Origin of the sequence: Williamsia muralis (assembly GCF_002735905.1) — a bacterium.
GTDB classification, from domain to species: Bacteria; Actinomycetota; Actinomycetes; order Mycobacteriales; family Mycobacteriaceae; genus Williamsia; species Williamsia muralis_A.
This window is the reverse complement of sequence record NZ_PEBD01000004.1, coordinates 12,477-38,912: the sequence shown is the minus strand read 5'-3', so window position 1 is coordinate 38,912 and position 26,436 is coordinate 12,477. Positions and strand designations below refer to the sequence as shown.

Below are 26,436 nucleotides of genomic sequence, written 5' to 3'. Positions count from 1 at the left end.
TTCAGCCCTCGACGGCGACGACCACCTCGTTGATCGACTGAGCCAGGCACTGGTGGTGGGTTTGCGTGAGAGGCGCCAGCGCACCAGAGGATGTACGGGCCGTGACGGCGACTGCACCAAAGATGGGTACGTGGGCCCCGTGGCAACGCACGAGCATCACCGAGGCGATCGCGTTGAACGCCGGATTTCGTTGATAGACATCAGGTTCGATCGGAACCCACATATCCAGGTGATTGTCCAACAACTCCAGTCCAAAAGCCCGGACGGGGCCGCCGAGCAGCCGTCCGACATCACCCTCTGACCGCAGCGAGCCCAGCGTTGTATAGACCGAACGCGTATCGGAAACGACAAGCGCATTCATCATTGCCTCCTATGGCCACGGATCATCACGGCGAAGTCGTCACGTTTGCTGATGCTCACCGGCCACCGTGCCGGCCATCCCCTCGATACGCCTCAGGCGCAGCGGCGAAAATGTAACATACGCAATCCGCCGTGCAGGATCAAGACGGATTCTGGGCGTAGGCGGCGCGTATCCATGTGACGCAGATCACTGATAATTCGCCGTGCGCTTACCCCTGCGTGAACCGACTAACTTTCGAAGCCCCAGAAGAAAGGTGCTCGATGCGGAGGAATCCCGACGAACCCAGCCCGTTTCCCAAAAGGCTTCGCACTCTGCTCGATTCGATACCCGGGCAGGACGGTGAACCGATGACGGGTACCGAATTGGCCGCACGAGCGAACGCGAGAGGCTTCGCACTGTCCAAGTTGCGTGTGCAGCAACTTCAAAACGGTCTCGACCCCACCTTTTCCGACGTCGAGGCAATCGCCGGCGGACTGGACGTCGATATTCGCTACTTCCTCGAGGCCCCGGGCTCACGCCGAATCTCTGGTGTAGCCGGAGAGCGAATTGTTCAGGAGGCCCTGACTCCTACCGCCGACGCCGCAGTCCGTGAGATCTTGATCGGCCTGGTCGGACTGTCCGACGCCGCTGTTGCGACCGTGGCCGACGTCATCGAAACCTTGGGTAACAGACCCGCGCAATCACATTCGGGCTGACGATCACCCTTCCTGCTCCTCGTCCGTTTTGCACAAGAAAGGCGTTGCCGCGCAGGCAAGTTGCCAGGAACAGCAGTTGCAGTCGTGGCCTGATGAGAACTACAACGCGCTGCCGGCCACCCACTGCTCCCAGGGAATGCTCCAGTCACCGTTCTGCCACTGTTCCAACGGCGGCCCGCCGGTGTTGCGCACCTCGACAACATCTCCCGTCACCGACAGGTCGTAGAACCACCTGGCGTTGTCCGGGTTCAGGTTCAGACAGCCCGACGACATGTTCGTGTTGCCCTGTTGGGCGATTGTGTCCTCGAGCTGGTGCAGGTAGATCCCGTCGTTGCTGATGCGGGTGGCGTAGTAGATGGTCTCGCGGTAGCCGAGCCGGGAGTTGACCGGAAGGCCGTAGGTCGAGGAGTCCATGACCACCGGGTTGGCCTTGCTGAGAACGGTATAGACGCCTGACTGGGTCCAGAAATGAATGGTTTTGCCGTTGACGGTTTCGGTGCCGCCGCGGCCCATCGAGGTGGGCATCGTGCGTGCGAGTTGCCCGTTGACGTACACGCTGACTTGCTTGGTGGTGTCGTCGGCGATGGACACGTGGGAGTCGCCGATCGTGAATGAGCAGGCGGCGTTGTCCTGGCCGTAGAGCCCGTTTCCGAGGTCGATGCCGTACACGTCAGCGCGGGCCGTGACCCGCGTACCCGGCGCGAAATACTCACGAGGGCGCCAATGCACGTTCTGATCGTCGAGCCAGCTCCACTGGCCTTCCACGGCGGGCTCGGTCTGGATCGACAGGCACCGTTGAGCGGCAGCCCGGTCGGGCACAGGTTCGTCGAAGTGCACCACCGTCACGATCCCGATTCCGAACGTGGCCCCGTCGACCAGCGCATTACCACCGGTGGTGACAAAGGACGGCATGGTCAGATTGTTCGGCGCAAGGGTGCTGAACGAGCTCGAATGAGTACGGGTGCGGCCCGCGTCGTCACGCGTAGTCACCTGCAGTGCATACGTTTTGGTGTACCCGAGCGGCGTCTCGGGTTTCCAGGCGGTCCGATCGGGTGTCATCACTCCCGGGACGACGCGGCCCTCGTTGTTCGTCATCACCACATCGACCAGAGTTCCTTGGGTCACCGAGACCAACACCGGACCCAGCGGATCGAAGTTCGCCGCACCCGCGGCCGGTTCGAAGGTCACCACGGCCTCTGGAGGAGGCGCCGATGCGGACTTTTTCTGTGGGGAAGATCCGCCGTCCGTCGAGCACGCGGCCACCACAGCCGCCAGCGCACCTCCCCCGGCGATGAGCAGCCCGCGCCGACTGATCAGACCACCTTGATCCCGATGGCTTTCGACCACTCGACACACTCCTCCACGACGACTACTACAGACAGCTGACAGTTTACGGATTCTTTAAGAAGACCGTCATCCGTCCGATCGGGCCCGAGAGTCCGACGATCAGCCGAGGAGACGACGTTTGGCCCGCTCGCGCGAGATCGGGCCGACACCTGGGTGGCGACCGGGGAGCACAGCCGCATGCTGCTGGCCGGGGCCTGGCCCACGCCGAGCTGCGAGGGCGTCTGTGATGACTCCCGTGGTGAAGGCGTACACGGCTTTGTGAAGGACGTCGATCGCGATCTCTGACCGCGGCCATGTCTCCGGAGGGGCGCCGACACCGGTCGCGTTCTCCAAGATCTGGTCGTTGGTCAGGCGAACGACGGTGAACTTCGCCGACGCCACCGGGCCACGCAGACCGACCTCCGACATCACCGACCGGAGAACGCCCAGCGCCGCGGCCTGGCCGTAATGCATCGCCCAGTTCGCCCACACCGGTTGCTGACCGGGCTTCTCGCCCATCCCGGTCAACCGTTCGAGCACCCGCGCCGGAACGTACGAACTCGGGCGTCCGGTCAGTTTCTGTTCGAGCTTTTCCCCGAACGTCATCACGGCGCCTCCGACGGTGCCGGCGACCAATCCCTCGACCACAGTGTTCTTCAACATGTGCCCAGGGGTACCCACTGCGCGCACGCCGAATCGAGTACGCCTTCCCGCACCACCGATGCGGCCCCGATGTTCCCGCCGATAATCGGTTCCTTCGCGGGTTGCTGCACACCGTCGAACCTTCTCCTGGCCTCCTCTCGAAGCGCTGATCGGGACCGACCGGCGTCAGGATTACATCAACCATTGTTACACTGTTGAATGACAACATACCGCCGATGAAAGTGCTCATGACGAATACCTCACCTTGGGTGACTCCTGATCTCGATGCCCTACGTGGACTGATCAAGTCGTTCCTCGACAAGCACGTCATTCCGAACACCGAGAAGTACACGTCGCAACACCATGTGGATCGCGAACTGTGGAACCAGGCCGGCGAGTTGGGGCTGCTGTGCATGTCGATTCCAGAGGAGTACGGCGGCGGCGGCGGCACATTCGCTCACGAAGCGGTGTTGATCGAAGAGCAAGCGCGAGCGGGTGATTCGTCGTGGGGTGTGAGCCTGCACAACGGGATCGTCGCCCACTACCTACTCGAATATGGATCCGAGGAGCAGAAGCAGCGTTGGTTGCCGAAGATGGCAACGGGCGAGGTTGTCGGCGCCATCGCGATGACAGAACCCGGCACGGGCTCCGATCTGCAGAACATCTCGACCAAAGCGATCCGCGACGCAGACGACTACGTGATCGACGGGTCCAAGACGTTCATCACAAACGGATCGCAGGCCGACCTCATCATCGTGGTGGCCAAGACCGACACCAGCAAAGGCGCAGACGGCATCTCACTGATTCTCGTCGAGGGTGACCGGCAGGGTTTCCGCCGCGGCCGGATTCTGGACAAGATCGGGCAACGCGGACAGGACACGTCGGAGTTGTTCTTCGACAGCGTCCGGGTGCCGACCGCGAACCTCCTGGGGACCGATGAAGGATTGGGCTTTGTCCAACTGATGCAGCAGCTACCTCAGGAGCGGTTGATCATCGCAGTGGCGTCGGTCGCCGGGATGGAGTCTGCCGTCGCCCAGACACTGGCCTACACCAAAGAGCGGACGGCGTTCGGCCGTCCTATTTTCGGGTTCCAGAACACCAAGTTCAAACTCGCCGAAGCCGCGACAGAGACAACGATTGCCCGCGTCTTCATCGACGACTGCATCTGCAAACACCTCGCCGGCAACCTCGACATCCCCACGGTGGCGATGGCCAAGTGGTGGACTTCGGACCGCGCGATGACAGTGCTCGACGACTGCATGCAACTCTTCGGTGGATACGGGTACATGAGCGAGTACCCCATCGGCCGCATGTGGGCAGACGGACGGGTTCAGAAGATCTACGCCGGCACCAACGAGATCATGAAGGAAATCATCGCGCGCTCACTATGATTCAGCTCTCGGGTTGTGAAAGTCCTTGTTCGAAGCTGAACACACCGGTCGGGTCGTACTGCGCTTTGATCGCCTTCAATCGTTCGACGCCAAATCCCCAGTAAGCGGTTTGCCAGTCGTCCATGTCGGCGTTCGGGACGTTGCTGTACGCCCCGGAAACGTAGGGCGCCAGCGCTTTCGTGAAGTCGTCCACCCATGACAAGCACTCTGTCGTCAGGAGATCCGCCGACGCGGCCCCTGTTCCCCGTGTTCCCCATCCGGCACCGGGCTCGGCATAGAAGATTGCGTTGCGGTGCGCGAATACCGACCCACCCGACGGCTCGGTGTGGGTCGCGGCGCCTCCGAAGGCGTTGGTGAAGTAGTTGCACTCTGCGGTCGGAGCAGTCGCGATGTACTGGTAGATCAGGTCGATCGCTTCGGGCGGGAACGGTTCTGAGATGAACTGGGACTGGAACTTCCAGTTGGCCGGCTCGTCGTCGGTCGGAATCTGGAATGCCGTGTAAGTGTCCACCCAGCTCGCGTCCGACGCGGTCACCTCGGGTGCACCGACGGCCAGGATCGGACCGAGCAATTCCAACGCCTCATGTGGTGCCCCCGCTGCCAGAACACCCAGGAGTTGGACTTGGTCGCGGCTGATCTCGATCTGGCTGGTGAGCCGGTTGTCCGTCGTCGGGGCCGAGCGCTGCCACGCATCGAACACAGCGTGCAAATCGTCGAGCCCAGACCATGTGGCGGTGACGTAGATCGTCTGCGCCAGCGGATGGACGCGGTAGGTCAACGACGTCACGATCCCGAAGTTGCCGTTGCCCGCACCACGTAGCGCCCAGAGCAGATCCGGGTTGCTCGTCTCGTCGACCGTGATGACCTCTCCACCTTGGTCATTGTCAGCGACGACGATCTCGGCTGCCAACAAGTTGTCCGATGCCATGCCGAGGTAGCGGGTCAACAGACCGAAACCGCCTCCGAGTGTGGCGCCGACCAGTCCGACCGTGCCCTCGGTTCCCGTGGGTGCCGCAAAGCCCGCGCGCCCCAACGCAGTCACGGCTTCGAGTTGGTTGAGTCCGGCGCCCACCGTCACCGTCTGTGAGTCCGCGTCCAGCGACACCGATTTCATCTCACTGACATCGATCACGATGCCGTCGTCGACACTCGACCACCCCTCGAGGCAATGTCCCCCGCTACGCACCCGAAGCGAGACCGCGTTCTGCCGTGCCCACGTGAGCGCATTGACGATGTCCTCGGTGACCTGCGGATACACCACAACCTGGGGCGTCTGGGTGAACAGCAGGTTCCAACCGGAACTCGCCTCGTGATATTGCGGGTCCCCGGGGCGCACGATTCGGCCGGTCAGTTCTACCGGCCCGGACACTGATTTGCTCACTCGGTCATCTCGACAACCGCGTCGACGGCGTCGCCGCCGGCAGGCTCGGTCTCGAGCACCTCACGGTTGAAGATCATCATCTTGGCGAAGTACACGCCACCCAACAGGATGAGGCCGGCGACAATCACGTTCGACGAGGTGGAGTCACCTGGAGTGACCAACACGAACAGCGCGAAGGCGACCCAGATCAAGGCTGCCACGGCAATGGGGAGTTCGAAGCGGCCGAGGCTGAACCCATCCTCTTTTGTTTCCAACCGCTTGCGCACCACCAGATAGAGCACAACGATGGCGCCGTAGATGAGCGCAGGCAGAAGTGTCGAGGCGGTGATCAACTTGATCAGCGCATCTCCGGGCAGCACGACCAACAAGACGACACCGACGACCAGGATGAGGAGGGTGGCCGGTACCGGGGTCTGGGTCCGGGGATTGACCTTACGCATCAGCCCATGTGCCGGGAACCGTTCATCACGGGCCATCGCGAACACCTGACGTGAGCACGCCGCCATCACCACCATTCCGGCGCCGAAGATCGCAAAGACGATGGCAGCGAGGAGGATCCGTTCCATCACCGGACCGAGTTGGTCTCGGATGATCGCTGCGACCGGCGACCCACTCTTACTGATCGCGTCCACATCGTCGATCGCTACGGTCAGCGCGAGCAAGAACAAAAACCCTGCCACCCCGGCGGCGAGCACGGAGGCAACGATCGCGCGCGGCACACTCCGGAACGGATCCTTGGCCTCCTCGGCGAGATTGGCCGCCGAATCGAATCCCACCAGCGTGGTCAGTCCCATCAGCATTCCGGCCATCAGTCCGCCGCCGATGGCGAAGTAGTTGCTGTCGCCTTCGGTGATTCCCCGCGACGTCAGGTTGCTGACCTCACCGCTACCGGTGAACACCACCACCGCTGCCAGCGCGACAACGAGTATCGCGACGATCGCGAGCTCGACACCGACAGCACCCGAGGTGATCAAGCCCAGCAACCGGGTTGAGGCAATCACCAAGACAGCCTGAATGACCATGATGATCACCGTGATGATGCGGGCGGTGTCCTCGTTCGGATCCATCCCCACCAGCGGCATGAACGCCTGACTGGCCAGCGCACTGTCCATTGCGACGACTGCCGTGGCCAGGTACCAGAAGGTCAACCAGCCGAACAGCCAACCGACCTTCGGGTTCGCCAGCCTCGACGCCCACTGGTAGGACGAGCCGCTCAACGCGATCCGGGCCGCGAATTGAGCGACCACGAGGGCAACCAATGTCTGGCCGACTGCCGCGATCAGCCACAGCCAGATACCAACCGGGCCAGCGGTGACCAGCACGTCTCCGTACGTTGCGAAGACTCCCACCGCCACCGAGATGAACGCGAAGGAGATCGCGAACACCTGGAATCCGCCGAGAGTCCGCTGCAACTCGGGACTCGAATCCTGTGGGGGTAAGGAACTGTCGGCCGAAGATGCGTCTGTCAGGGGCGTGGGCACGCGAAACACCTCGATCGTTGTACGGAGGGCATCCCGTGCCTGCTGGTCGGAACGTCGGTACAACGCTAACCCGGATTAAGCAGCCTTGCGCTGAAACTTGCAGTAATGGGTGGCTCTGTATCAGACGAGCCGTTTCGGGCCCGGTCGACCCACGACTCAGAGATCGTCGATCAAGACGATTCCATCCTGGATGGCGCGTGCCACCAGAGCTGCTTTGGTGGGTGCACTTCGGCCGACATCCCTGTACTTGACTCGAATGCGGGTGAGGTGGGTGTTGACCGTGCCGAGCGAGATGCACAACCTCTGCGCGACAGACGATTTGGAGTCGAGTGCCAGCCACGCCCGCAATACCTGAACTTCTCGATCGGACAGGCCAGGCGAGCGATAGGCGGGGGCAACGGGCATGGCTCGCGCGGCCACGGCCCGGTCCGGCAGAGGCATCTGACGCTGCCGAAGTTGTGCCAGCGCCTCTTCACGGGTCGGGCGATGCCCAGCCCTGGTCCGACCGGGGTTACCAAAGTGGTTGCGCGGTAACGTCATCAAACACTCCTTCCGTACGTGCCGTCGATCTTCGACGACAAACACGGACGAGTACACCCGGGCCACCCCGCTACCGATCCCGACAAGACAGACAGCTATCTCGCTGTCGAAGCGCCACCTGGGCGACGAGCCCCACCAACTTCATCCCCCAGCGCAGTCGCGGAGGGCATATAGCCGTCCATTACCGCCGACGGGGTCGATCCTGGTGCGAATGCGCCGGCGGCCCGATTCGACCCCTACGTGGAGCCGCTGTTTCCTACTGTGGTCGACGAGCAACTCTCGTTCTTGAAGACGACCGTGCCCCTCGCGCACCCGAAAGGCGAAGGCGCCACACACTGAGCTCGCCTTCCTCCTGTTGCCGACTGACGACCGCAGGTGACAACACAGCCTTGTCGCCGGCGGCGACTGCTCAGCCGGCGCCCAGGAGCTGGCTCATCTGCGAGTAGAACGCGGCCGGGTCTCCGGCCAGCGACGCCTTCACCATCGCGGTCCAGTCGTCGACGATCACCTCGATCAACCCGTCGGTCAGTCCGTCGAGTGAGCGACGCGGCACGTCGCGAGGATCGATTTTGGGCCCGTCATACCCGGCGGAGATGTCCGTGTCGGCTGCGCCCAACAGGACACCTTGCACAAACGTCCCTTGCGATGACAGTTCCTGCCGCACACCGTTTGTCATGTTCCATTCAGCCGACTTGGCGGCAGAATACGACCCGCTGCCGGGAGCGGTGAACCACGACAGAGCAGACAAGACGTTGACGACCGCACCCCCTCCCTGGGCCGCCAGCACGGGGGCGAACTCCCGGATCACGTCCAGCGTGCCCCAAAAGTGCGTGTCCATCTCGCGGTGAATCTCCGCCAGGTCACCGGTGACGAGCGGAGCCCCGGTGGCGATGCCGGCGTTGTTGACGAGCAACGAGACATCGCTTGCGGCCGCTGCAGCAGCCACGACGGACTGGTGGTCGAGCAGGTCGAGCCGCAGTGGCACCACCCGGTCGTCAGCGAACTCCAAGGTCTCGGGGCGGCGGGCCGTCGCGTACACCTTGCCCGCTCCACGATCGAGGAGTTCGAGTACGAATTGACGGCCGATTCCGCGGTTTGCGCCGGTGACGAGTGCGATCTGGTTGGTGATGTCCATGGGGACCATGCCTTCTACGAGAAATCTTGTTTCTATGATCGGGCCAGAACTGCCCGACATCGGCTACTCTAAAACTTCACGTTGACGTCAAGGGCAAGTCTGCTCACAGATAGCTCGATCACAGGAGGCGAAGGCATGCGAATCGGCGATGTCGCAGTCCGCGCAGGAGTGAGCACGAGAGCGCTGCGCTATTACGAAGAGCAGGGCCTGCTCGAGTCCGAGCGCACCTCGAGTGGCCAGCGCACCTACCCGGAGTCCGCCATCGAGCGCGTGAAGCTGATCCAGCAGTTCTTCACTGCCGGCTTGTCCAGCCGGGTAGTCCTGCAATTGCTGCCGTGCGTCGACAGCGGCACGGCCTCCCCCGAGGTCTTCGAGATCCTGGCCTCCGAGCGCGAGCGCATCACCGCAGCCATGGCAGACCTGGCCGCCGCACGCGACGCCCTCGACCGGATGATCGACATCGCCCACCATCCGACGCCCGAGCATTGCCCGGGCCTTCGCGAAATCCCATGGGAGGACTACGAATCCAGCGTGGGTGGCGCCGCAACTGGCTGATGCGCGGCGGCGCTCGGCTTTGTTCCTCGCGCACGTGCTCATACACGGGCGCGCGGCTCAACAGCGTGCGGGAGCTACATGCTGGGAGGAGCGGGCGGAAGCCAAATGGATCGCAGGAACTCACTTACCGGAAACACCGATATGGCGCGCCGATCACCGAAAGTGCCTACGCTCGGACCATGTCGAAAAAGCCCGACATTGCGCAGCCAACCACTGGTCAGAGACTGTTGTCGGCAGTCTCGCTGTCGCAATGGATTGCTCTGGGCCTGACCGTCATAGCGATCGTATTCATCGTGCAGAATCGAAACAGCGTCAGCGTGGACCTGTTCTGGGTGAGCATTCAATCCCCGCTGTGGTTCATCTTGGTCATCGTCCTGGCACTCGGCTGGGTCGCCGGCGTGCTCACCGGCCGCGGACACAGCAAACGAAAAGCGAAGCGTCAGTAGCCCGATCGGCGCTGCCGTTCACTCTGCCAAGAAGCAGTTGCGCGCCGGCGCTGATCAGCATTCCCGAACAAGATGATCCCAATGAGCAGCTTGCCAGCAGCAATTGCGGTTTTGATTCGTTCGGACCCGGGCTGATTCACTCATGTTTCTCGGTGCGGAGACCTAGGTTCCCTCACACTGGGATGCTCATGACCATGATCGACACACGCAACGTTCTCGACCGCACCCGTGCCCGGTTGCGGACCACTACGCGAGGCCGCGCGGCTGTCCGTGTCGTCTTCGAGGTGCTCGAGGTCGGAGTGGTGGATCGTGCGATGACGTTGGCAGCGCAGTCGTTCACCTCTCTGGTTCCGGTGATGATCGCCATCGGGACACTGGGCGCAATGGACCCGGTATCGGATGCACTGCGATCCGATTACGGGCTCGATCTCAGCGACCTGGACGGGGCCGAGGAGGCATCGGCGACCGCGTTCGGTGTCGTCGGTGTGTTCATGTTGGTCATAAGCGGGACCTCGTACGCCCGAGCTCTGGCCCGTAGCTACGGACACATTTGGAGCAGCGCGATCCCCACCTATCGGCAGGGTTGGCGGTGGATCGTGGTGATTGTCGCAGTCGCCGCCGGCGCCATGGCAATCGGCGCTGCCCGAGCACTCGATGATGTACCTGTTGTCGGCTCTTGGCTCATGGCGATAGCTCAATTCGCGATCTGGCTTCTGGTCTGGACTGCCATACCAGCGTTGCTGTTACCTCTTGGATTACCCGCGCGGGCGCGCTGGTCAACCGGTGCGCTGACGGCGTTGGGGCTCACTGTGTTGCAGGTCGCCAGCGTGGCCGCGCTCCCCCGGATCATGAACAGCGCGGTCAAGCAATTCGGTGTCCTCGGAATGGTGTTCACCATGATCGGCTGGCTGTTCGTCTACTCGGCGATCGTGGTCGTTTCTGCGACTGTTGTGCATGCCCTCACCCAAGATGATGAAGCCGACGGTCCAGGACGGTGGCTACGCAACTCCCCGCCGTAGAGCGAACCCTGATCCAACCGGCCTGTTTGCCCCGCCCCTTGCCGTTCGCTGCAATGACCTCCGAGTGGTGCTGCTAGGCTCCACCACCTATGGGGCTTCCGGCTGAACCGGCCGGCCACCAGAGGTTTGCCCACGGCTTCAGCTGGGTAGACGCTGCTGCAGCGGCCCGTGAAGAATCTCGGCGGCCTCCGCGCTGGCGGGCGGTGGCCCGGATCCGGCGTAACGCACAGATGGTTGATTCAGCCAGCAGGAGATCCGTCGATGACAGCAGAGGCGCCCACGGCCGATATATCCAAAGAGACTTCCCCCGCTCAGCGCTCACTGTTGAGCTATCTGTTGGTTCCACGACCCAACGACCTCATCAAAGGCTTGATGATCGCGGTCCCCTACGTCGTCGGCGTTCTGGGGGTGGGAGACCTGAGCGTCGAGTCCGTATGTCGGGCTTTGATCGTGATTTCCGTAGTCGAGTTGCTGATTTATGCTGCGCGCTACCAATGGAACGACATTCGCGGGTTCAGGTCCGATCAGCAGCATCCGGACTGTGCGGCCCGGGGCCGCCTACCGGGGCCTCTCAGCAGGGAGGGGTCGCGCAAGACCACCAGCCTGGCGGTCGCGGCCATCCGGCTGATTGTCGTTGTCTTGCTGGCGATCCTTGTTTCCGGTTTGAACCTCGGCACGATCCTGGCATGGTCGGTAGTCGGTGTCTTCGGCGCCGCCTTCTTGTACGAAAGTCTCCGGAGGGTCGCCACAGAGCGACCGCAGGATGGCACCCGGGCGTTGCGGCCGGCTGTCGTGGCGTTGTGGTTGGTCGTCGGCGCCGGCTACGCGGTTCGAGGTCTGATCGGTCTCGGGTTGGCCATTGACCTCACCGCATATCCGGGGCTGGTAGCTGTAGCAACCGTGACGTTCTGGGCGTACGGCATCGCCTTCGTCACAAGCCGGTGGGCGGTGGAAGCCACGGCCTTTGCACAATCGCATTCCGGAACCATCGAGTGGAATGCCAGCGCTTCTCAGGCCCGTGAACATCAAATTGCACTTGCGCGTTGGCTTCCCGACGATCTCGGATTGTCCCGGCCCGCTGACGATGGACGCACGGCGGTCCGCACCTGGGCGCCCCTGAGCGGCCGCACTTCGTTCCTTGCGCCGTGGAACATCGCCATGACCGTGGCCGGCTCTGGCGCCGCCGCGACCGGGTACGCCGTAGCCGAAGGGGCCATCTCGTCACTGACGGCCGCGTTTGCTGTACTGGGCGCAGTCCTGGCGTTCGTCACCGTCATAGTGTCTTCCCGTCGGCGGCCCATCAGTGTTGTCGTCGGTGCGGCCGTGATAGGAATTTCAGCTGTCGTGCTGCATGTTTCGAGCCCGGTAGTTGTGTCCCTCCCGTGGCTACTGCTGATGGGTGCATACATGTTCTTCAGTACCAGGACGCTTGCCAAACTCGAACGCGGAGGCCCGATCCGCGTCTCAGTTGATCAAGTGATCCATTGGTCTCGGCGCCGGCGCGCCCCCCTACCGCCCGGCACCGAGGGCACCGTCGACTCGACACCACCGGCTCGACAATGACTGCGGGCGGGCGCGACGATCTGCTCACTATTGCGAAAGATGCTGCACGTGAGGGCGAGCGGGTCGCGATGGAATGGTTCCACCAACTCGACCGGCTATCTGTTGAAGAGAAGGCCGGCCCAGGGGACCTGGTGAGCCAGGCCGACCGTGATACCGAAGACGCGATCAGAGCGACACTCAACAAGGCGAGGCCCCAGGACGCGATTTTCGGGGAAGAGACGGGTCGATCAGACGGCGCAAGCGATATCGAGTGGCTCGTGGACCCGATTGACGGCACCACCAACTACCTGTACGGGCGGGCAGACTGGGCAGTCAGTGTGGCCGCTCGCAGGCTGAGTGACAAGGCGATCGTCGCCGCAGCGGTGTCGGAACCAGTTCTTGGTCGTCTGACTGCCGCCTCGCTCGGGCAAGGCACCTGGGTCGAGGGAACTCGGATGACGATCCTCGATTCGGTAGATCTCGAGCGGGTCCTGATCGAGGTCAACTTCGGTCGCGCAGAACAAAAACCATTCGCAGGCCGAATGATCGACGGCCTCATCCCCCACGTGCGCGACGTTCGGCGCGGCGGCAGCGCGGCATGCGCACTCGCTCAGGTGGCCACCGGACGGGCAAACGCAGCCTGGCTACCAGGCCTTCAACCCTGGGACGGCGCAGCCGGTCTACTTCTGGTCCATGAGGCGGGAGGAACAGTGGGTGATTCAACCCGAGAGTCGCCCGGCGCATGGCCAGAGTCGGGCGATGTCTTGGCTGCCGGGCCACAATTGTGGAAAAGCCTGCAGCAGTTACTGATCTGCGCACCTCAGATGTGACGTGTGCGTAGCAGGTTTAGTCGGCGCCGCTACTGGCTACTTCTGACCAAGCGTTAAAGACCAGCGCTCCCCGTCAAACCAGGGAGCCGTGCTGCGCTCCCCTGCACCTTCCTAGGGGGAGTGCCATGCCGAAAGCGCTTCGACTGTTGTCCGATACTCACCTTGAGCTGACCGACGCGAGTCTGCCCGAGGTGTGCAAACGATTATCGCGACCTGCCTACGATCGCGCGGGCCTCTCCCCATCGATTGTGCATATCGGCGTCGGAGGCTTTCACCGCGCGCACCAAGCCGTTTATCTCGATGAGTTGGCGTGCCGGGGGATCAGTACCGACTGGGGTGTGGTGGGAGCGGGTTTGCACGGGCGGAAGATGAAGGAGGCCTTGGAACAACAAGCTTGCCTGTACACGGTCGTTGAGCGCGGCGCCGACCGCGAGCAAGCGCGAGTGGTCGGCTCTATGCTCGACTACCTGTACGCACCCGACGATTCGCCGAAGTTGCGACGACGACTGGCGGACCCCAACACCCGTATCGTGAGCCTGACCATCACCGGAAACGGGTATCACCTCGTTCGTGAGACCGGCGAGCTGGATGACTCATGTCCGCAGATCGTCGGCGATCTCGCCAATCCAGACCACTTCGCCACGGCCGTAGGCTATTTGGTCGACGCCCTTCGCTGCCGACGTCACGCGGGAACACCGCCCTTCACAGTGCTCTCGTGCGACAACATCCCCGACAACGGGGTCGCGGCCCAGAGAGCAGTTGTGCGCTTCGCCGAGCTTCGCGACCCTGAGCTCGCACGGTGGATCGAACGTAATGTGTCCTTTCCATCAACCATGGTCGACCGGATCACACCGAGGACAACCCCGTCCGACCGGGTGATGGTCGAGAAGAGATTCGGCATTGTCGACCGGTGGCCAGTACTCACAGAACCGTTCTCGCAGTGGGTCATCGAGGACAATTTCTGCAATGGACGGCCGCCTCTCGAGGAGGTCGGAGTCGACTTCGTCACCGACGTCGCACCACACAAGCTTGCCAAGACTCGACTTCTGAACGGGGCTCATTGTGCCCTCGGCGTCATCGGCGGGCTGCTCGGCCACGAAACCACAGACCAGGCAATGAACGATCACCTCGTCAGCAGATACATCGAGCAATTGCTCTGTGTCGAGATCTCTCCCCTCGTTCCACCGGTGAACGGGCTTGACCTGGGCCAGTACTGCAACACCCTGCTGGAACGGTTCGCGAATCCGAAGATCGGTGACCAACTGTCGCGCTTGCGAGCTCGCGGATCGACGAAATTCCCGTCCTATCTCTTGCCGTCCCTAAACGAAGCACGCCAGCAGGGCCGGCCGTCCACGTTGCTCATCGTTGCAGTCGCTGCGTGGATGTGCGTTCTGCGCGGCACCGACTCGCAGGGACGGACGATGGACATCGAGGATGCGCGAAGCGACGAGTTGCGGGCTTTGGCTCCACGGGGGAGTGATCCCCGGCCTCTGCTCGATCTGGCAGACGTGTTCGGTTCTCTCGGTGAAGATGCCGTGCTGGCCGCCGAGCTCGAGGGGTGCATTCGGGCCATCGATCGCGAAGGGCTTCGTCGCGTGCTCGGGCAATCAGCTCGACGCTTCGAGACCGGGGCATCGGCATGAGAACTGACGGGGCCGGCGACGTGATCCGGATCAGCGAGTTCGATCGGACCGCAATTAGCACTCTGTTGTGCGACGCAGACGGGAATCTCTTCCCGTCCGAAGAACCGGCGTTTGATGCTTCGACCGCCGTCACCAATGACATGTTGGCCGCCGCTGCTGTACCGCAACGTTTTACGGCGTCCGAGCTTCGTCTGACCACCACGGGCAAGAACTTCCGCAGCACCGCAAGTGACCTGCTCAGGAATGCAGGAGCAGAAGCCATGTCGCCGCAGGCGTTGGAGAGGTGGGTCCGAATCGAGCGCGATCGTGTGACCGAGCACCTGGGGAACCACCTGCAGCCGGACGCGTTGGTGACTGACCCGCTCGAAAAGCTGAGCAAACGTTATCGCTTGGCAGCCGTCAGTTCGAGTGCCTCGGTCCGTCTCGAGGCCTGTTTCACTGCCACTGAATTGGGGGGGCTGATTCCGCCAGAGTTGCGGTTCAGTGCCGAGGACTCACTACCTACGCCCGTGAGCAAGCCCGATCCGGCAATATATTTGCACGCTGCGCTCGCCCTCGGAATCGACTCGTCACAAGGGCTCGCCATCGAAGATTCGATACCCGGTGCTCTGTCCGCAGTGCGCGCCGGCTTCCCCACCGTCGGCAACGTCATGTTCGTTCCCGCGTCCGAAAGACATGACCGCATCAACGGACTGCGCGAAGCCGGCGTCAGTGCGGTGGTCAGTTCGTGGGACCAGCTGGTCCAGTTCCTGGCATAGTCTTCTGGTTCGCCAACTCTCAAAGGCTCGACGCCCACTCGTTGGCGTGTAGGTGCGATCGACGTGCCGGAGACCTCGAGCCTCGACTGCTGGGCGACAAAGCGACGACCCCGTATGCGGGCCCGAAGTTTCCCGCATCCCCGCCCGGCGCAGACACTCGGTCCGTCAACCAATGGTTGACGATTCTGTCTCGTCAACCTACGGTTGACGACATGACTACTCCAGCTCCCGTCAAACAAGTTCGCCTCGACGACCTGATCGAGGCCATCACCAAGGTGCACAGCGACACCCTCGAGCAACTGTCCACCGCAGTACTCACCGCCGATCATCTCGGAGATGTCGCCGACCACCTCATCGGCCACTTCGTCGACCAGGCGCGGAGGTCGGGCGCGTCCTGGACCGACATCGGCGCCAGTATGGGTGTCACCAAACAGGCAGCGCAGAAACGCTTCGTACCCAAGCCCGCATCGACTCCCGCTCTCGACCCCAGCCAGGGGTTCAACCGGTTCACGTTGCGAGCACGGAATATCGTGATCAACTCGCAGGAAGAAGCACGAGCCGCCGGCCACGCCGAGATCACCACGGGTCACCTGATTTTGGGTCTGATCGACGATCAGGATTCGATGGCGGCGAGAACCCTCACCGGAGTCGGCATATCGCTGGATGCCCTGCGCGCGACCGTGATGGGCACACTTCCTGAAGAATCATCGGACCTACCGGCCCTCATACCGTTCGACTCGTCGGCCAAGAAGGTTCTCGAACTGACATTCCGGGAAGCGCTGCGCTTGGGCGCCGACAATGTCGGGACCGAGCACATTCTGCTCGCACTCTTGGAGCACGAGAACGGCGACGGCCCCCTGTCCGGACTCGAGCTGACGAAGGTCGCTGTGGAGGCGCAACTGACGACACTGTTGTCGGTGTCGGAGAACGAATGATTTTATAGCGCAACTTTTCTGGACGCCCGGCTGGCGGCCCCCTGCTCGCATCTACTCGTGGGGTGGCTCGCCTGTCACCATGTGGTCGGCATGATTGATTCCTTCGAGAATCAGTCGGGTCAGGTGCCCGTCGACTATCCGGTAGATGACCCGGCGGCCTTCCTTGCGGGTACTGACCAGACCACTGAAACGCAGCTTGGCCAGATGTTGGCTCACAGACGTTTTGGAGCTTCCGGTCTGTTCGATGAGAGCGGCGACATCAGCCTCACCGCGGGTCAGGATCCACAAAACATGCAGGCGAGTCGGATCGGCCAGCATGCGAAAGGTGGCGGTCGCAGAGTCCAGGCGCTGACGATCGGGCGCCCCGGGATGGACCAGGCTCGCAGTAGATGCTTTGGTCACCGGCTTCATCACATCGACCTTCCTGCAGACACCACCTCGAGCCGCGCCGGCCAGATCCGGACAGCGACCAATGCTGCGAGTGTAGCGAGCACAGTTATGGCCGACGCTGCGCTGACCTGTCCGATGTGGGCGCCGACCCACCCGGCCAGCGGGTAGGTCAGAATGAAACAGGCATGCGACAGCGAGAATTGCGCAGTGAACACCGACGACCGATTCTGCTCGTCGGAGTAGGCACGCAACAGCCGCGCGGACGGCGTGGTGATCAGCGAGGTCCCCGCACCCAGCACGGTCCAGACTGCGCCCAGCACAACCCATCCCGTTGTCGTGGGGGGAGCGATCATAAGAATTAGCGTTGTGACCACCAACCCGCCGGCCACAGTCGCCGATCCGGTCGTCATCACCCGGCGATCAGGCAACGAGGCGAGCAGTCGAGGCAGCACGAGCGCCATCGCCATGGAGCCAGCCCCAAAACACCCCAGCGCCAACGCAACTCCGATGTTCGACCCGCCAAACAGATCGCGCACGTACACCACCGTGTTGACCACCACGAGCGCGGTCGCCGCAGCGACCACCATGTTCAAGGCCAGCAACCCACGCAAGACCGGGCTCGCGAACATCACCCGCGCACCGAGTGTCATCCGGTCGACCAGCCGCAGCGATCGATCAGCCGGGATCGTCCGCGGCAGCACCGTCGAGATGACCAACAACGCCGACGCGACGAACCCGGCAACTGTGCCCAGGAACAGGAAGTTGTAGCTGACCACCGTCAGCAGCGCCGCCGCAAGCACCGGGCTGACCAGAGATTCGAGGTCGTAGGCCAGCCGCGACAACGACAAGCCCCGCGTGTAGTCGTCTTCGTTGACCAGCACGGCTGGAATGATCGACTGGAAAGCCGGCGTGAACGTCGCCGACGCGGCCTGCAACACAAAAATGAGCACATACACTTGCCACGTCTGATCGACGAGCGGTAACAGTACCGCCACCGCTGCCCTGATCACATCCGCTCCAACCAGTAACACTGTGCGCGGCACGCGATCGGTGAGCGCGGAAATGACCGGCGCCACAGCAACATACGCCACCATCTTGATCGTCAGCGCAGTCCCCAACACCGCACCGGCTCGAGAACCGGCCAGGTCGTACGCCAACAGCCCCAACGCCACGGTCAGTAGCCCTGTCCCCACGAGTGCCACCACCTGAGCTGCGAACAACCGGCCGAACGTCCGGTTACGCATGATCTCCAGCATCGCCCGCGACCCCTTCATCTCGTGCCTGCGGCCACTCGAGAGAAATCCTAATCGCATAAATGCGCAACTGCGCAACTGTTGGACGTGCGCGACGCTCCGCAGTGGTCAGCGGTTGCGCAGTCCCCACGATCGTTGAGAAAGCAGACGCATCCCGTTGAGTGCAACGATGACCGTGGAACTCTCGTGGCCTGCCACGCCCAGCGGCAACGGCAGCGTGGCGGCCAGGTCCCAGATCACCAAGATGATGATGAACGCTGCAGCGATGGTGAGGTTGGCGACCACGATTCGGTGCGCTCGTTGCGAGAGCCTGATGACGTTCGTAAGCGGCGAGAGATCATCGCCGATGAGTACCGCGTCTGCGGTATCAAGCGCGAGATCGGATCCCTTGCGGCCCATGGCAACACCCGCGTGAGCTGTCGCAAGAGCCGGCGCATCATTGACTCCGTCCCCGACGACCAGCACGGTACGGCCTTGGTGCTGCAGCTCCCGCACGGCTGCGGCTTTGTCCTGTGGCAGCAATTCGGCGCGGATGTCAGTGATGCCTATCCGTGCGGCGATGGCATTGGCCACCCGCGAATTGTCTCCGCTCAAGAGAACGGGCGTCCGACCAGTGAGTGTCGTCAACGCTGCGACTGCCTCTGCGCTTTCGGCCCGAATGGTGTCGCGCAGACCGAGCAGTCCCACCGGCTTGTAGTCGACACTGACAACAACAACGGTGAGCCCGGATTGTTCGAGCTCCACCACGAAAGTGTCGAGTGCGGGCCCTTCCGAGGTGCCAGGGCCGTGTGCCCGCGGCCGGCTGACGTCGATGCGCCGTCCGTCGATCGTGCCGAATACCCCTGCGCCGGGGGTAGAACCGAACTCTTTTGCATGCTGCGTTGGATGTCCGGAACTTTCGGCGGCCGCGATGATGGCTGCGGCAAGTGGATGTTCGCTGTGCCGTTCGACCGCTGCCGCAATCGCGAGGATCGCCTCATTACCCACCGTGGCACCCTGCAGAGCGCGGATCGCCTCGAGGCGTGGGGCCCCCTCGGTGACTGTGCCGGTCTTGTCGAATGCCACCAAGTCGATGGCCCGGAGTTGCTCCATCACCACAGCTGATTTGACCAGCACACCGTTGCGGGCGGCGGTGGCCATGGCTGCGAGCAGGGGTGGCATGGTCGCCAACACCACCGCACATGGTGATGCGACGATCATGAACGTCATCGCCCGTAGCAACGCGGAGTCGAGTTCGGAGCCGAAAGCCAAAGGCACAGCGAAAATCACGAGCGTGGCCGCCACCACGATGGAGGAGTAATACTGTTCAACCCGCTCGATGAACAGTTGGGTTGTGGCTTTGGTCGACGATGCATCTTCGACCATCGTCACGATCCGCGCGATGACGGTGTCCGAGGGTTCCCTGTCGACGCGGATGGTCAAGGCGCCCGTGCCGTTCATGGTCCCGGCGAACACCTCGGCGCCGCGCGTCTTCTCAGCTGGTATCGACTCACCGGTGATCGTCGACTGGTCGACATCGCTTGCACCCCAGACCACCGTCCCGTCGCCGGCGATACGCTCGCCCGGACGGACCACGATGATGTCGCCGATGACGAGGTCAGCCGCGTCCACCGTTGTCTCGTCGCCTCGTTCGTCGACCCGGCAGGCTCGTTCAGGAGCCAAGTCCAAGAGCCCCCGAACCGAGTCGGCCGTGCGTCGGGTCAAGACCGCTTCGAGCGCGCCGGACGTTGCAAAGATGACGATGAGCAGGGCACCGTCGAAGATCTGGCCGATCGCCGCCGCACCGATGGCAGCAACGATCATGAGCAAGTCGACGTCCAGGGTGCGCCCCCGCAACGCCCGTAACCCCTCGATGGCCGGTTCCCACCCGCCGGCCACGTAGCACGCCAGATACATCGCCCAGAACGTCCATGCGGGTAGCGGCGACAGCTGCAGAATCAAGCCGCAGATGAACAGCGCCAACGCAAAGGAAGCCCAGCGAACCTCATCGATGGACAACAAACGGGTGCCGCGCCTGGCGTGCGCAATGCCACCGGCGGCCGTGACGGGAGTGGGTGTTTCTGTCGTCATGCCAGCTTCCGCGCTCGGGGACGTTGTTTCACCCGAACCATACACGTACGCATGAAGAGGTGTACATGCGTGCACATTGACTATGATCGCTGCATGGGTCACGGAGTCGAGGGCAAAACAGCGCCGCCGGCGCATCTTGATGCCGAGTCCGCCGCGACCGTTGCCGCCACGTTGCAGGCCTTGGCCACCCCGAGCCGGCTGCGGATCCTCACCGAGCTACGGCACAGCCCACTCGGAGTCACCGCCTTGGCCGAGGCCGTCGACATGGAACAGTCTGCGGTCTCGCATCAGCTGCGCCTACTCCGGGCGTTGGGGTTGGTCACCGGTACCAGGGCGGGCCGCAACGTCACCTATCGGCTCTACGACAACCACGTCGCAATGCTGCTCGATGAGGCGATCTACCACATCGAGCACCTGGGCCTGGCCGATCGCGACGCAACGAGCGATACCGCGTGAGAAGAACATCTGACACACCGCCGAAGTCCGGCATGTGCGCTCCCGCTGGATAGACTTCGGGTGTGACAGCCGACGCGGAGCTCGTGTTTCGCCTCACCGGCGGTGTGACTGTCACTTTCGGTGGTCGTGAAGCCGATCCCCGCATCGTCGGCGGACCGAGATGTGCGTTGGTCCTCGGGTTCCTCGTGGTCAACCGTCATCGCGATGTGTCGTTGGAAGAACTCGCAGAGGCCGTGTGGCCGGCTGACCGCCCGCAGTCGTGGAACGCGGCACTTCGTATTCTTTTCTCCCGGATCAGGGACACGTTTCGTCTCGTCGGATTGCCCGCGGACGGCCTCCGTTCGCGAAGCGGCGGTGTTCGCTTGACGCTGCCCGCCTCGCTGCGATCCGATCTGGAACTCGCTGAGATGTACTGCGACACCTCACTCGGCAACCCTCAAGCGGTACTGCACAACGCACGAAAAGCGCTGGGGCTGCTCACATCTGCACCGTTGGACGGTATCACTGGGTCGTGGGCAGACCACGTCCGTGCCGAGGCGACGCGCATTCGGATCAGGGCTCTGGAGATCGACGCCGACGGGTCACTGAGGGCAAGCGAGTATTCGCGCGCCACGCAGTCGGCCCAGTCCATCATCGCCATCGATCCCTTCCGCGAGAACGCGTATCGGATCGCCATGAGCGGGTACATGGCCCTGGGTGAACGGGGCCAGGCGTTGGCGGCGGCCGCCAGGTGCCGGCAGGCGCTGGCCGAGGAGTTGGGCACCACGCCTTCTGCGGAAACCGAGAACCTCTATCTCGAGATACTGCGCAGCGACGACCACCCGACGCGGGTCACCGTGGCGGCCGCCACGCCGTCAATAGAGAACAGCGCGGTCAGAATCGAACGCACGGCTGAACGGGTCACCATCGACGAGGCCGTGATCGGTGCCGCTCACGGACGCGGCCAGTTCATCGCGGTTGTGGGCGAAGCCGGTACCGGCAAAACCACCCTCGTTCTCGAAGCAATGGACCGCGCACGGGCGATGGGAACAACGGTCTTGTTCGGTCGGTGCAGCGAGGAGTCGCTGGTCTCCTTCGAACCGTTTGTCGAGGCGATCGGTCGTGAACTCGATGACCTGGACCCGGTGACTGTGCAGGAGCGGCTCCGCACCGCCGGCCCGGGACTTGTGAAGTTGGTCCCGCAGAGAGTGCGGGAAACCAGCGACGGACTTGTCCCCTCAGTCGAGGACGACGACCGGGCATTGACCATGTCGGCCGTCCTCGAGTGGCTCACCTCGCCCACGCGGCGCTCCCCCACGATGTTGGTGGTCGACGACCTGCACTGGGCGTCGACGGCCACTCTGGACGTGCTGCGATTTGTCATCCATGGATCCGAATCCGCCAGTCTCACAATCATCGCGACCGTACGCGAAGAGTTCACCGACCGCGCAGATCTTCGCTCGGTGTTGATCAGTCCGTCCAGAACTCGCGGTGTACAGCGCATCGAACTCGGTGCGTTCGACGTTGAACAGGTGGCGGCTATGGTCGAGGCGTCGGGCAGCGACCTCGATCCAGCGGCTCTGCACGACCGGACGGGCGGGTTGCCATTCTTTGTCTCGTCACTGCTTACGACCGACGCTCTCCGGTCACATCAACAACTGCCGACATCCGTTGCGGAGTCGGTTGCCCACCGGGTGAGAGTCCTCGGTGCCGATGCGTTGGAGCTGCTGGAGGTCTGTTCGGTCATCGGCCTGGTGTCACCGCGTGGTGTGCTGCGATCGGCGGTGGAGCCCATGGACGACGGTGCTTTCGCGGCCGCGATCGACGAGCTCTCCCAAGCACGATTGATCACAGAGTTCGTCTCATCCAGCGAGGTGATGATCCGCCACGCACTGGTTCAAGAGTCCGTCTACGTTCAGATGCCAGGCGTACGTCGCGTCCACGCGCATTCCCGAGTCGCCCGCGCTTTCGAGGACCACGGAGTCGATCACGAGCCAGATGGGTTCGCGCGTATGGCGTATCACCTGAGTCACGGGCTCGACTCCGACCGTCCGCGCTCAGTGGACTACTCGATCCGAGCCGGCGATGCGGCCAACTCGATCGGCGCCTACGAAGACGCTGTATCGCTGTACCAGTTCGCCGCTGAGCGCCTCACCCCACGCGGCGATTCGTCTGCGCGTTGTCGGCTCCTCATCAAGTTGGGACGGGCACAGCGCAAAGCACGCAATCCGGCGTTTCGTTCGACTCTGCTCGGCGCTGCAGCGATGGGACGCCGACTCGGCGATGTCGACCTGCACGTGTCCGCGACACTGGCGAACAACTTGTACGGAATCCTCTACGTCCACATACACATCGACCACGAACGCATCGCCAGTCTCAACGACGCCCTACACGCGCTCGAGGCGACCGGCCGCGATGACGGCTCGTCGACCGCCCACCTGCTGGCGCAACTGTCCATCGAACAGATCTGGACCACTGACCACCACACCAGGCGTGACCTTCTCCTCCGAGCAATCGACGCGGCCCGAGCAGCCGACGACACCGATGCACTCATCGCAGCACTGTCAGCGGTATTGGTCTCTCTGCGCACACCGCACATGGCCACCATCCGCCAAGACGCCTACGAGGAGCTGGAAAAGATCAGCAGCATCGCGCCGACGCGCACGCTCGACCCCATGCTGACCGTGTGGTTGGCCCGCGCGCAGGTGGTGAACGGCGAACTGGCGAAGGCGCAGCACACAATCGGCAGAGTTTCCGCGGCCCACACGAGCCGCGATCGCGAGCTGGGATGGCTCGTTTCGAGTATCGACTTCGGCATATCCCTTGCCGCCGGGCGCCTTTCCCAATGCGACCAGCAACTCGAAGAAATTCGGAGCATTCCTGCCTCACCGATCGAGACCTACTCCTTCGGCCGTCTTCTCGCATTCGTATGCGGCCTGCGGACCCTGCGAGGCGACATGCGTGAGATCGTCGACGCCGCAAACGACATGACCGAACGCTTCGACCTCGTCAGCTCATACCGGCCCATTCTGGCCCTGGCGATGGCAGATGTCGGCGACGTCGAATCCGCGGCCCGCCTCTTGTCCTGGTACGACAAGCCACGCGTCGCGGCCATCGAGGTGAATCATGTGTGGGCCAGCTCGATAGCCGTTCTGGGTCGGGTGGCCGCGCAGATCGGCAACACCACCGTCTGCGAGGCGGTCTACGACCTGATGGTCGATCACGCCGACGAGACGATCAGTGCGGTGGCTGTCGTGTACGGCGTGACCCACCATCATCTGGCGGACTTGTCGATTGCGCTGGGGCAGTACGATCGGGCGAGGCGACACCTCGACGATGCACTGCATGTGCACCGCGCCCGTGGATTCGACGCCTGGTACGCCGAAACCCTGTATCTCGAAGCACTTCTGGCCGCGAAGTCATCCGGCCGACAACCGACGGATGCGATCGACCGCGCGCGTCGTGCCGCGGACGACACCGGGGCCACCGCAGTGCGCAGACGTATCGATGCACTGGCCGGTCAGTGGAAGGCGTAACAATGTCGGGCACAACCGCTTCCGAGGTGCGCCTCGTCATTGCCGGGCGCGCCGGTGTCGGCTCGACGATCAGCGCCACGCGCACGCAGGTGGGTCAGCGCAGTAGTGCGCGTGACATCACCACACGCTGGATCTGGTTGGTGCCCTCGTAGATCTGGGTGATCTTGGCATCACGCATCATCCGCTCGACGGGGAAGTCGCGGGTGTACCCATACCCACCGAACAACTGCACCGCGTCCGTGGTGACCTGCATGGCCACATCAGAGGCGAAGCACTTCGCCGCCGCGGAGATGAACCCCAAGTTCTTCTCCCCACGCTCAGCACGCGCAGCCGAGGTGTACACCATCAACCGAGCAGCCTCGATCTTCATCGCCATGTCCGCCAACATGAACTCCACACCCTGAAACGAACTGATCGACTTACCGAACTGCTTGCGCTCCTTGACATAGGCGATCGTCTGATCCAGGGCGCCCTGCGCAATACCCAAAGCCTGCGCACCAATCGTCGGACGCGTGTGATCAAGAGTTTCAAGCGCCGTCTTGAAACCGGTGCCCGGCGCCCCGATGATCCGATCACCAGGAATGGTGCAGTCCTCGAAATACAACTCCGCCGTCGGCGAACCCTTGATACCCAGCTTCTTCTCCAACGGACCCACCGTGAACCCGGGATCATCCTTGTGGACCATGAACGAGGAAATACCGTTGGCGCCCTTCTCTGGGTCGGTCACCGCCATCACCGTGTACCAGCTCGACTTCCCGCCGTTGGTGATCCAGCACTTGGAACCGTTGAGCACCCAGTTGTCGCCCTCTTCCCGGGCCCGGGTCTTCATCGCCGCCGCATCCGACCCCGCCTCACGCTCAGACAACGCATACGACGCCATAGCCTCCCCCGACGCGATCGACGGCAACACCTGCTGCTTGAGTTCCTCAGAGCCCTTCAAGATCAAGCCCATCGTGCCCAACTTGTTGACCGCCGGGATCAACGACGCCGACGCATCGACCCGCGCGACCTCTTCGATCACGATGCACGCAGCTACTGAGTCACCACCCTGACCGTCGTACTCCTCGGGCACATGGATCGCGTTGAACCCTGACGCCGTCAATGCCGCCAGCGCCTCCTCGGGAAAGCGGGAGTTCTCATCCACATCAGCAGCGTGCGGCTCGATCTCCTTCTCCGACAGAGCCCGAATCGCCGCACGTAACTCGTCGTGCTCTTCACCGAGCTTGAACAGATCAAAATCGGGGTTGCCGGCCATCAGAACACTCCTCGTGATCACTGTGCGCGCGAACCTCGGGCGCCTTCTACGGTACTTAGTACCACAAGTGTGGTACTAAGTACCAGTGACAGGAAAGGGCATGCCCGCAGCAGTATCGACCCGCCAACGCCTTGCACGGGCGGCTTTTGCACTGTTCGAAGAGCACGGGTACGACGCGACCAGCGTCGACGACATCGCCGCACGCGCGAAAGTCGGCCGGACAACACTGTTCCGCCACTTCGGGTCCAAAGAAGCCATCGTGTTCCCCGACCACGACTCACTGCTGCACAGCGCCCACAGCCACCTCGCCGAAACCGACCCCGAGATGATGCCGTCCGCGGTGATCGACGTTGCGCGCTCAGTCTTCGACAGCTACCTCACCGAAGGTGAACTGGCGCAGGCGCGTTATCGCCTCACCCGAACTGTTCCCGCGTTGCGCGACTACGAGGTCGCCACCGTCTCCAAATACGTCCGACTGTTCAACCGGCACCTGCAACCGACAACAAACGATGCCACCGCACAGCTTCGCCACGAACTCTTTGCGAATGCAGTTGTCGCCGCCCACAACCACGTACTGCGCCGATGGCTACGAGGCGACATCACCGACGCCCACCAAGAGTTCACCGACGCAATGACGACTGCCCGGACAATCCTCCACATCCGCGCGAACGATTCGACCACTTCAGCGGTTGTGATCCTGTCCACCAACCAACCGCTCGACTCAGTTCTTCCGCGCATACACGAGGCGATAGGCGATCTGGGTTCGTCGCGCTAGACCGCTAGGCCACGCCAGCCACTCGCCCAAGGCCCCGGTTTC

The 26,436-nt window shown here is 62.9% G+C and carries 24 protein-coding genes; 13 read left to right on the top strand and 11 right to left on the bottom strand.

Annotated features, from left to right (window positions below; genetic code table 11):
• Position 1 precedes the first annotated feature (1 nt).
• Positions 2-361, bottom strand: a complete 360-nt coding sequence (locus tag CSW57_RS00775) for a hypothetical protein (RefSeq protein WP_143696439.1) — start codon at positions 359-361, stop codon at positions 2-4.
• A 260-nt stretch (positions 362-621) separates the two neighbouring features.
• Between CSW57_RS00775 and CSW57_RS00770 the strand changes: the two genes are divergently transcribed.
• Positions 622-1,056: a hypothetical protein gene (locus tag CSW57_RS00770; protein WP_099381046.1), complete on the top strand. Its 435-nt coding sequence runs from the start codon at positions 622-624 to the stop codon at positions 1,054-1,056.
• A 99-nt stretch (positions 1,057-1,155) separates the two neighbouring features.
• Here the strand turns inward: CSW57_RS00770 and CSW57_RS00765 are convergent, their stop codons facing one another.
• Both CSW57_RS00765 and CSW57_RS00760 read right to left on the bottom strand, forming a co-directional pair.
• Complete coding sequence (locus CSW57_RS00765) at positions 1,156-2,373, bottom strand: L,D-transpeptidase (RefSeq protein WP_189339144.1); 1,218 nt, start codon at positions 2,371-2,373, stop codon at positions 1,156-1,158.
• A gap of 129 nt (positions 2,374-2,502) precedes the next feature.
• Positions 2,503-3,045 carry a hypothetical protein gene (locus CSW57_RS00760; protein WP_099381045.1) on the bottom strand — a complete coding sequence of 181 codons (543 nt, stop codon included), beginning with the start codon at positions 3,043-3,045 and terminating at the stop codon, positions 2,503-2,505.
• 227 nt (positions 3,046-3,272) lie between these two features.
• Here CSW57_RS00760 and CSW57_RS00755 point away from each other — a divergent pair, with 227 nt between their 5' ends.
• Entirely contained in the window at positions 3,273-4,415 is a 1,143-nt protein-coding gene (locus tag CSW57_RS00755; protein WP_099381942.1) for an acyl-CoA dehydrogenase family protein, read from the top strand.
• Position 4,416: 1 nt separating this feature from the next.
• On the opposite strand, the gene CSW57_RS00750 is transcribed toward CSW57_RS00755, so the two are convergent.
• The 4 genes from CSW57_RS00750 to CSW57_RS00735 all read right to left on the bottom strand — a co-directional run bounded on the left by CSW57_RS00750 (position 4,417) and on the right by CSW57_RS00735 (position 8,952).
• Positions 4,417-5,796, bottom strand: coding sequence for an FAD-binding oxidoreductase (locus CSW57_RS00750; protein WP_223248968.1), 1,380 nt, complete (start codon positions 5,794-5,796; stop codon positions 4,417-4,419).
• Complete coding sequence (locus tag CSW57_RS00745; RefSeq protein WP_099381044.1) at positions 5,793-7,277, bottom strand: APC family permease; 1,485 nt, start codon at positions 7,275-7,277, stop codon at positions 5,793-5,795. The genes CSW57_RS00750 and CSW57_RS00745 overlap by 4 nt, the downstream gene beginning before the upstream one ends.
• A 156-nt stretch (positions 7,278-7,433) precedes the next feature.
• A complete protein-coding gene (locus tag CSW57_RS00740; protein ID WP_099381940.1) occupies positions 7,434-7,817 on the bottom strand; it encodes a LuxR C-terminal-related transcriptional regulator in 384 nt (127 codons plus the stop codon).
• 409 nt (positions 7,818-8,226) lie between these two features.
• Complete coding sequence (locus CSW57_RS00735) at positions 8,227-8,952, bottom strand: SDR family oxidoreductase (RefSeq protein WP_099381939.1); 726 nt, start codon at positions 8,950-8,952, stop codon at positions 8,227-8,229.
• 135 nt (positions 8,953-9,087) lie between these two features.
• On the opposite strand from CSW57_RS00735, the gene CSW57_RS00730 reads away from it, so the two are divergent.
• The 8 genes from CSW57_RS00730 to CSW57_RS00695 all read left to right on the top strand — a co-directional run bounded on the left by CSW57_RS00730 (position 9,088) and on the right by CSW57_RS00695 (position 16,680).
• A complete protein-coding gene (locus tag CSW57_RS00730; RefSeq protein WP_099381043.1) occupies positions 9,088-9,507 on the top strand; it encodes a MerR family transcriptional regulator in 420 nt (139 codons plus the stop codon).
• 179 nt (positions 9,508-9,686) lie between these two features.
• Entirely contained in the window at positions 9,687-9,953 is a 267-nt protein-coding gene (locus CSW57_RS00725; protein ID WP_099381042.1) for a lipopolysaccharide assembly protein LapA domain-containing protein, read from the top strand.
• Between the two features lie 194 nt (positions 9,954-10,147).
• Positions 10,148-10,972, top strand: a complete 825-nt coding sequence (locus CSW57_RS00720; RefSeq protein WP_223248967.1) for a hypothetical protein — start codon at positions 10,148-10,150, stop codon at positions 10,970-10,972.
• Between the two features lie 261 nt (positions 10,973-11,233).
• Positions 11,234-12,535 carry a hypothetical protein gene (locus CSW57_RS00715; RefSeq protein WP_099381041.1) on the top strand — a complete coding sequence of 434 codons (1,302 nt, stop codon included), beginning with the start codon at positions 11,234-11,236 and terminating at the stop codon, positions 12,533-12,535.
• Entirely contained in the window at positions 12,532-13,344 is an 813-nt protein-coding gene (locus CSW57_RS00710; protein ID WP_099381040.1) for an inositol monophosphatase family protein, read from the top strand. The genes CSW57_RS00715 and CSW57_RS00710 overlap by 4 nt, the downstream gene beginning before the upstream one ends.
• Positions 13,345-13,469: 125 nt before the next feature.
• Positions 13,470-14,987: a mannitol dehydrogenase family protein gene (locus CSW57_RS00705; protein ID WP_099381039.1), complete on the top strand. Its 1,518-nt coding sequence runs from the start codon at positions 13,470-13,472 to the stop codon at positions 14,985-14,987.
• Complete coding sequence (locus tag CSW57_RS00700) at positions 14,984-15,745, top strand: HAD family hydrolase (RefSeq protein WP_099381038.1); 762 nt, start codon at positions 14,984-14,986, stop codon at positions 15,743-15,745. The genes CSW57_RS00705 and CSW57_RS00700 overlap by 4 nt, the downstream gene beginning before the upstream one ends.
• Positions 15,746-15,957: 212 nt before the next feature.
• Positions 15,958-16,680, top strand: coding sequence for a Clp protease N-terminal domain-containing protein (locus tag CSW57_RS00695; protein WP_099381037.1), 723 nt, complete (start codon positions 15,958-15,960; stop codon positions 16,678-16,680).
• Between the two features lie 51 nt (positions 16,681-16,731).
• Here CSW57_RS00695 and CSW57_RS00690 read toward each other — a convergent pair whose 3' ends face one another.
• The 3 genes from CSW57_RS00690 to CSW57_RS00680 form a co-directional block, all read right to left on the bottom strand.
• The gene (locus CSW57_RS00690; protein ID WP_099381036.1) at positions 16,732-17,091 is read right to left on the bottom strand and encodes an ArsR/SmtB family transcription factor; all 360 of its coding nucleotides are present in this window, start codon (positions 17,089-17,091) and stop codon (positions 16,732-16,734) included.
• Positions 17,091-18,326, bottom strand: coding sequence for an MFS transporter (locus CSW57_RS00685; RefSeq protein WP_099381937.1), 1,236 nt, complete (start codon positions 18,324-18,326; stop codon positions 17,091-17,093). The genes CSW57_RS00690 and CSW57_RS00685 overlap by 1 nt, the downstream gene beginning before the upstream one ends.
• Positions 18,327-18,431: 105 nt before the next feature.
• Positions 18,432-20,393, bottom strand: a complete 1,962-nt coding sequence (locus CSW57_RS00680) for a heavy metal translocating P-type ATPase (protein ID WP_189339093.1) — start codon at positions 20,391-20,393, stop codon at positions 18,432-18,434.
• Between the two features lie 93 nt (positions 20,394-20,486).
• On the opposite strand from CSW57_RS00680, the gene CSW57_RS00675 reads away from it, so the two are divergent.
• Together CSW57_RS00675 and CSW57_RS00670 are read left to right on the top strand one after the other, a co-directional pair.
• Complete coding sequence (locus CSW57_RS00675; RefSeq protein WP_099381035.1) at positions 20,487-20,849, top strand: ArsR/SmtB family transcription factor; 363 nt, start codon at positions 20,487-20,489, stop codon at positions 20,847-20,849.
• A 62-nt stretch (positions 20,850-20,911) separates the two neighbouring features.
• A complete protein-coding gene (locus tag CSW57_RS00670) occupies positions 20,912-24,364 on the top strand; it encodes an ATP-binding protein (protein WP_099381034.1) in 3,453 nt (1,150 codons plus the stop codon).
• A gap of 94 nt (positions 24,365-24,458) precedes the next feature.
• Here the strand turns inward: CSW57_RS00670 and CSW57_RS00665 are convergent, their stop codons facing one another.
• Positions 24,459-25,619 carry an acyl-CoA dehydrogenase gene (locus CSW57_RS00665; RefSeq protein WP_099381935.1) on the bottom strand — a complete coding sequence of 387 codons (1,161 nt, stop codon included), beginning with the start codon at positions 25,617-25,619 and terminating at the stop codon, positions 24,459-24,461.
• A 100-nt stretch (positions 25,620-25,719) separates the two neighbouring features.
• Between CSW57_RS00665 and CSW57_RS00660 the strand changes: the two genes are divergently transcribed.
• Positions 25,720-26,394 (top strand): TetR/AcrR family transcriptional regulator, encoded by a 675-nt coding sequence (locus CSW57_RS00660; RefSeq protein ID WP_099381033.1) that lies wholly within the window; start codon positions 25,720-25,722, stop codon positions 26,392-26,394.
• The last annotated feature ends 42 nt before the right edge of the window (positions 26,395-26,436 follow it).

Coding starts and splice junctions, on each gene's coding strand:
- CSW57_RS00720 (WP_223248967.1), top strand. CDS start 10,148: ATGATCGACACACGCAACGTTCTCGACCGCACCCGTGCCCGGTTGCGG.
- CSW57_RS00695 (WP_099381037.1), top strand. CDS start 15,958: ATGACTACTCCAGCTCCCGTCAAACAAGTTCGCCTCGACGACCTGATC.
- CSW57_RS00730 (WP_099381043.1), top strand. CDS start 9,088: ATGCGAATCGGCGATGTCGCAGTCCGCGCAGGAGTGAGCACGAGAGCG.
- CSW57_RS00690 (WP_099381036.1), bottom strand. CDS start 17,091: ATGAAGCCGGTGACCAAAGCATCTACTGCGAGCCTGGTCCATCCCGGG.
- CSW57_RS00770 (WP_099381046.1), top strand. CDS start 622: ATGCGGAGGAATCCCGACGAACCCAGCCCGTTTCCCAAAAGGCTTCGC.
- CSW57_RS00680 (WP_189339093.1), bottom strand. CDS start 20,393: ATGACGACAGAAACACCCACTCCCGTCACGGCCGCCGGTGGCATTGCG.
- CSW57_RS00740 (WP_099381940.1), bottom strand. CDS start 7,817: ATGACGTTACCGCGCAACCACTTTGGTAACCCCGGTCGGACCAGGGCT.
- CSW57_RS00710 (WP_099381040.1), top strand. CDS start 12,532: ATGACTGCGGGCGGGCGCGACGATCTGCTCACTATTGCGAAAGATGCT.
- CSW57_RS00775 (WP_143696439.1), bottom strand. CDS start 361: ATGAATGCGCTTGTCGTTTCCGATACGCGTTCGGTCTATACAACGCTG.
- CSW57_RS00760 (WP_099381045.1), bottom strand. CDS start 3,045: ATGTTGAAGAACACTGTGGTCGAGGGATTGGTCGCCGGCACCGTCGGA.
- CSW57_RS00700 (WP_099381038.1), top strand. CDS start 14,984: ATGAGAACTGACGGGGCCGGCGACGTGATCCGGATCAGCGAGTTCGAT.
- CSW57_RS00660 (WP_099381033.1), top strand. CDS start 25,720: ATGCCCGCAGCAGTATCGACCCGCCAACGCCTTGCACGGGCGGCTTTT.
- CSW57_RS00675 (WP_099381035.1), top strand. CDS start 20,487: ATGGGTCACGGAGTCGAGGGCAAAACAGCGCCGCCGGCGCATCTTGAT.
- CSW57_RS00735 (WP_099381939.1), bottom strand. CDS start 8,952: ATGGACATCACCAACCAGATCGCACTCGTCACCGGCGCAAACCGCGGA.
- CSW57_RS00685 (WP_099381937.1), bottom strand. CDS start 18,326: ATGCTGGAGATCATGCGTAACCGGACGTTCGGCCGGTTGTTCGCAGCT.
- CSW57_RS00725 (WP_099381042.1), top strand. CDS start 9,687: ATGTCGAAAAAGCCCGACATTGCGCAGCCAACCACTGGTCAGAGACTG.
- CSW57_RS00715 (WP_099381041.1), top strand. CDS start 11,234: ATGACAGCAGAGGCGCCCACGGCCGATATATCCAAAGAGACTTCCCCC.
- CSW57_RS00755 (WP_099381942.1), top strand. CDS start 3,273: ATGACGAATACCTCACCTTGGGTGACTCCTGATCTCGATGCCCTACGT.
- CSW57_RS00665 (WP_099381935.1), bottom strand. CDS start 25,619: ATGGCCGGCAACCCCGATTTTGATCTGTTCAAGCTCGGTGAAGAGCAC.
- CSW57_RS00705 (WP_099381039.1), top strand. CDS start 13,470: ATGCCGAAAGCGCTTCGACTGTTGTCCGATACTCACCTTGAGCTGACC.